This window comes from Rhodococcus sp. CX (genome assembly GCF_015865005.1).
GTDB lineage: Bacteria > Actinomycetota > Actinomycetes > Mycobacteriales > Mycobacteriaceae > Rhodococcus.
In genome coordinates, this window is the sequence record NZ_JADZGH010000009.1 from 19,395 (window position 1) to 23,681 (window position 4,287).

Below are 4,287 nucleotides of genomic sequence, written 5' to 3' on the forward strand. Positions count from 1 at the left end.
ACCTGGTCGTGGCGGTGGAACCCGTGGCTGCTCGTCGCCCGCGGCTACGCGGTGCTGCTGCCCGACCCGGCACTGTCCACCGGATACGGTCGCGCCTTCGTGCAGCGCGGCTGGGGTCGCTGGGGCAAGGAACCGTTCACCGATCTCATGACGATCACCGACGCCGCCGAGGCGTTGCCCGAGATCGACTCCGAACGCACCGGCGCGATGGGCGGATCGTTCGGCGGCTACATGGCGAACTGGATCGCCGGGCACACCGACCGGTTCCGCGCGATCGTCACCCACGCGAGTCTGTGGGCGCTCGACCAGTTCGCGCCCACGACCGACGCCGCCTGGTACTGGCAGCGCGAGATGACCCCCGAGATGGCGGTGGAGAACTCACCGCACCTGTACGTCGACAGCATCGTCACCCCGATGCTGGTGATCCACGGCGACAAGGACTATCGCGTTCCCATCGGGGAGGCCCTGCGCCTGTGGTACGAACTGCTGTCCGAATCCGGCCTGCCCGCCGACGACGACGGCACGACCGTGCATCGCTTCCTCTACTTCCCGAGCGAGAACCACTGGGTGCTCAGCCCGCAGCACACCGCGATCTGGTACCGGACGGTCGAGGCGTTCCTGTCCGAGCACGTGCTGGGCCGGCCGATCGACCTGCCGGAACTGCTGGGCTGAGATCGACCCGGCTCGGCGGCGTCGAGCGATCAGTGCTTGTGGCCGGCCTTCTTCGCCAGTGAGCCGACCGTCTCCTGGACGTGGGGCACGGTGTCCTTCACGACCTTCGACACCTGGGGGACGGTGTCCTTGACGACCTTGGACGCCTCGTGCACCTTGTCCTGGACCGCGGGGTTGTGCCACAGGTCCGCGGACTGACCCACCAGCTTGTCGTAGGTGCCTCTGCCCGACTTCGAGCCGAGGACGTATCCGGCTGCGGCCGCGCCCGCCGCCAGCATCAGTGCTCGCATCATCGTGGTCTCCCGTTCGTGTCGACCGGTTGCGGGCTCACGGAGTACCCGATCGGGGGCGGATTCACACGCGGCGCGGTCACCACGCGGGGCGCAGGCGTCCCGGGGTGACCACGGTCCGCAGGGCGGTGCCGAGCGCCGCGTAGGTCGCGGGATCGAGCCGGTCCCGCCACTGCTCGACCACCTCGCGCGCCGCGTCGTCCGCCGCACGCGTGCAGGCCCACCCTCGGTCGGTCAGACGCAGCAGACGTGCTCGCGCATCGGTGGGGTCCGCTTCCCGCGTGACGTAGCCGCGGTCGACGAGCTGGTCGACGAGCTGTCCGGCGGCCTGCTTCGTGACGCCGAGGTGTTCGGCGAGGTCGGACGCGGTGGCGTCGCCGGAGCTGATCCGGGCGAAGGCGAATCCGTGCGACGGCCGGACGTCGGTGAACCCGCGTGCGGCGACGCCCTCCTGGATGGCGTCGACCAGTTGGCTCGCGGCCCGCAGGACGAGTACCGGGAGATCCGGGAAGTCGGTCATGGACTCATCTTGACAGAAAGGTCAAGAAGCTTGACCATATAGACAAGTAACTTGACTATATGAGGGGGAGAAGATGTCGGTCCTCGGAGCCGCGGACGCCGTCCGGTTCGACGCGCACGGCAGCACGTTCGCGTCCTACGTGGCGTCCCGGAACAGCACACAGCTGTGCGCGTGGAAGCTGACGGTGCCGGCGGGAACGCGCGGCGTCGCCCACCGCCCGAGCCGCGACGAGGTGCTCCTCGTCCTCGACGGAACGCTGCACGTCACCATCGACGGCTCCCGCAACCGAGTCGAACAGGGGAACGTCGCACTGGTGCGCGCCGGTGCCGAGGTGATCGTCGACGGCGGACCACGGGAAACCACCGTCTGGGTCACGACCACCCCGGGGCTGACCGCGACCCTGAACGACGGCACGCAACTCACCCCGCCCTGGGCGCAGTGATCGCGACCGGGCGCGGGCCGTCCGGGCGACGGGGCCTGTCCAGGCGATTTGTGCGCGGCGCTTAGGATTGCCTGGTGACCAGTGCGCCAGAGAACCCGCAGAATCCCGCCGACGCCCTCCCCAAGAGCTGGGACCCCAGCGCTGTCGAGGCCGAGCTCTACCAGGGCTGGGTAGATGCCGGGTACTTCCAGGCCGATCCGACGAGCGAGAAGCCCGGCTACTCCATCGTGCTGCCGCCGCCGAACGTCACCGGCAGCCTGCACATGGGCCACGCCCTCGACCACACCCTGATGGACGCGCTCACCCGCCGCAAGCGCATGCAGGGTTTCGAGACGCTGTGGCTGCCCGGCATGGACCACGCCGGTATCGCCACCCAGACCGTCGTCGAGAAGCAACTTGCCGCGGACGGCAAGAAGAAGGAAGACCTCGGCCGCGAGCAGTTCGTCGAGAAGGTGTGGGACTGGAAGCGCGAGTCCGGCGGCACCATCCAGGGCCAGATGCGTCGCATCGGCGACGGCGTCGACTGGTCCCGCGACCGCTTCACCATGGACGAGGGCCTCTCCCGCGCCGTGCAGACCATCTTCAAGCGCATGTACGACGACGGGCTCATCTACCGTGCCGAGCGCCTGGTGAACTGGTCGCCGGTGCTGCAGACCGCCATCTCGGACATCGAGGTCAAGTTCGAGGAGGTCGAGGGTGAGCTCGTCTCCCTGCGCTACGGCTCCCTGAACGACGACGAACCGCACGTGGTCGTCGCGACCACCCGTGTCGAGACGATGCTCGGCGACACCGCCGTCGCGGTGCACCCCACCCCGACGACGAGCGCTACAAGCACCTCGTCGGCACCACGATCCACCACCCGATCACCGAACGGCAGATCCCGGTCATCGCCGACGATTACGTCGACCCCACGTTCGGAACCGGCGCCGTGAAGATCACCCCGGCGCACGACCCCAACGACTTCGAGATGGGTCTGCGGCACAACCTGCCGATGCCCACCATCATGGACAAGGCCGGCAAGATCGCCGACACCGGAACGCGTTTCGACGGCATGGACCGTTTCGAGGCGCGCGTCGCGATCCGCGAGGAACTCGCCGCGCAGGGCCGCGTCGTCGCCGAGAAGCGCCCCTACCTGCACAGCGTCGGCCACTCCGAACGCTCCGGGGAGACCATCGAGCCGCGTCTGTCGATGCAGTGGTGGGTCAAGGTCGAGTTGCTCGCCAAGGCCGCCGGCGACGCAGTTCGCAACGGCGACATGGTGATTCACCCCGCCAGCCAGGAACCGCGGTGGTTCGCGTGGGTCGACCACATGCACGACTGGTGCATCTCCCGTCAGCTGTGGTGGGGTCACCGCATCCCGATCTGGTACGGCCCGAACGGCGAGATCGAATGCTTCGGCCCCGACGAGACCGCACCCGAAGGCTGGGAGCAGGACCCCGACGTCCTCGACACCTGGTTCTCCTCGGGCCTGTGGCCGTTCTCCACGATGGGCTGGCCGGAGAAGACCCCCGAGCTCGAAAAGTTCTATCCCACCAGTGTTCTCGTCACCGGCTACGACATCCTGTTCTTCTGGGTCGCCCGGATGATGATGTTCGGCACCTACGTCGCGGGGGACGGCGCGCTGGGCGACGGGAAGGTTCCGTTCAAGGATCTGTTCCTGCACGGCCTGGTCCGCGACCAGTACGGCAAGAAGATGTCGAAGTCGCGTGGCAACGGCATCGACCCGCTCGACTGGGTCGAGCGCTTCGGTGCCGACGCACTGCGCTTCACGCTCGCGCGCGGCGCGAACCCGGGCAGCGACCTCGCCGTCGGTGAGGACCATGCCCAGTCCTCGCGCAACTTCGCCAACAAGCTGTTCAACGCGACCAAGTTCGCGCTGATGAACGGCGCCGTCGTGACCGAGCTGCCCGCGCGCGGCGAGCTCACCGACGCCGACCGCTGGATCCTCGACCGGCTCGAGCAGGTCCGCGCCGATGTCGACGAGGCCTTCGAGAAGTTCGAGTTCTCCAAGGCCTGCGAGACGCTGTACCACTTCGCGTGGGACGAGGTCTGCGACTGGTACCTCGAGCTCGCCAAGGTGCAGCTCGCCGACAGTTCCTCGATTGACGGCACCGCCGTCGTCGGCGACCGTCCCGCACACACCCGGGCCGTGCTCGGTGCCGTGCTGGATTCGCTGCTGCGCCTGCTGCACCCGGTGATCCCGTTCGTCACCGAAACCCTGTGGAAGGTGCTCACCGGTGGTGAGTCGCTGGTCATCGCGTCCTGGCCGACCACGACCGGGGTGGCCACCGACGCCGACGCGGCCCGCCGGATCGAGGACATGCAGAAGCTCGTCACCGAGGTGCGCCGCTTCCGCAGCGACC

Annotated in this window: 4 protein-coding genes and 1 pseudogene; 3 read left to right on the forward strand and 2 right to left on the reverse strand. The window is 68.3% G+C overall.

The features are described from left to right. The coding region (locus tag I0Q12_RS00745) for a prolyl oligopeptidase family serine peptidase (RefSeq protein ID WP_197250134.1) at positions 1-672 on the forward strand (672 nt) is incomplete at its 5' end. A gap of 29 nt (positions 673-701) precedes the next feature. On the opposite strand, the gene I0Q12_RS00750 is transcribed toward I0Q12_RS00745, so the two are convergent. Continuing rightward, on the reverse strand, positions 702-965 hold the full coding sequence (locus I0Q12_RS00750; protein WP_197250135.1) for a hypothetical protein: 264 nt from the start codon (positions 963-965) through the stop codon (positions 702-704). Between the two features lie 76 nt (positions 966-1,041). Next, complete coding sequence (locus I0Q12_RS00755; RefSeq protein ID WP_197250136.1) at positions 1,042-1,482, reverse strand: MarR family winged helix-turn-helix transcriptional regulator; 441 nt, start codon at positions 1,480-1,482, stop codon at positions 1,042-1,044. Positions 1,483-1,555: 73 nt separating this feature from the next. On the opposite strand from I0Q12_RS00755, the gene I0Q12_RS00760 reads away from it, so the two are divergent. Both I0Q12_RS00760 and I0Q12_RS00765 read left to right on the forward strand, forming a co-directional pair. Next, positions 1,556-1,924 carry a cupin domain-containing protein gene (locus I0Q12_RS00760; RefSeq protein ID WP_197250137.1) on the forward strand — a complete coding sequence of 123 codons (369 nt, stop codon included), beginning with the start codon at positions 1,556-1,558 and terminating at the stop codon, positions 1,922-1,924. 74 nt (positions 1,925-1,998) lie between these two features. Next, positions 1,999-4,287 (forward strand): annotated as a pseudogene (locus tag I0Q12_RS00765) (valine--tRNA ligase); the annotation flags it as partial.

Excerpts from the sequence above, each read along its gene's own strand:
- I0Q12_RS00750 (WP_197250135.1), bottom strand. The coding sequence starts at position 965 with ATGATGCGAGCACTGATGCTGGCGGCGGGCGCGGCCGCAGCCGGATAC.
- I0Q12_RS00755 (WP_197250136.1), bottom strand. The coding sequence starts at position 1,482 with ATGACCGACTTCCCGGATCTCCCGGTACTCGTCCTGCGGGCCGCGAGC.
- I0Q12_RS00760 (WP_197250137.1), top strand. The coding sequence starts at position 1,556 with ATGTCGGTCCTCGGAGCCGCGGACGCCGTCCGGTTCGACGCGCACGGC.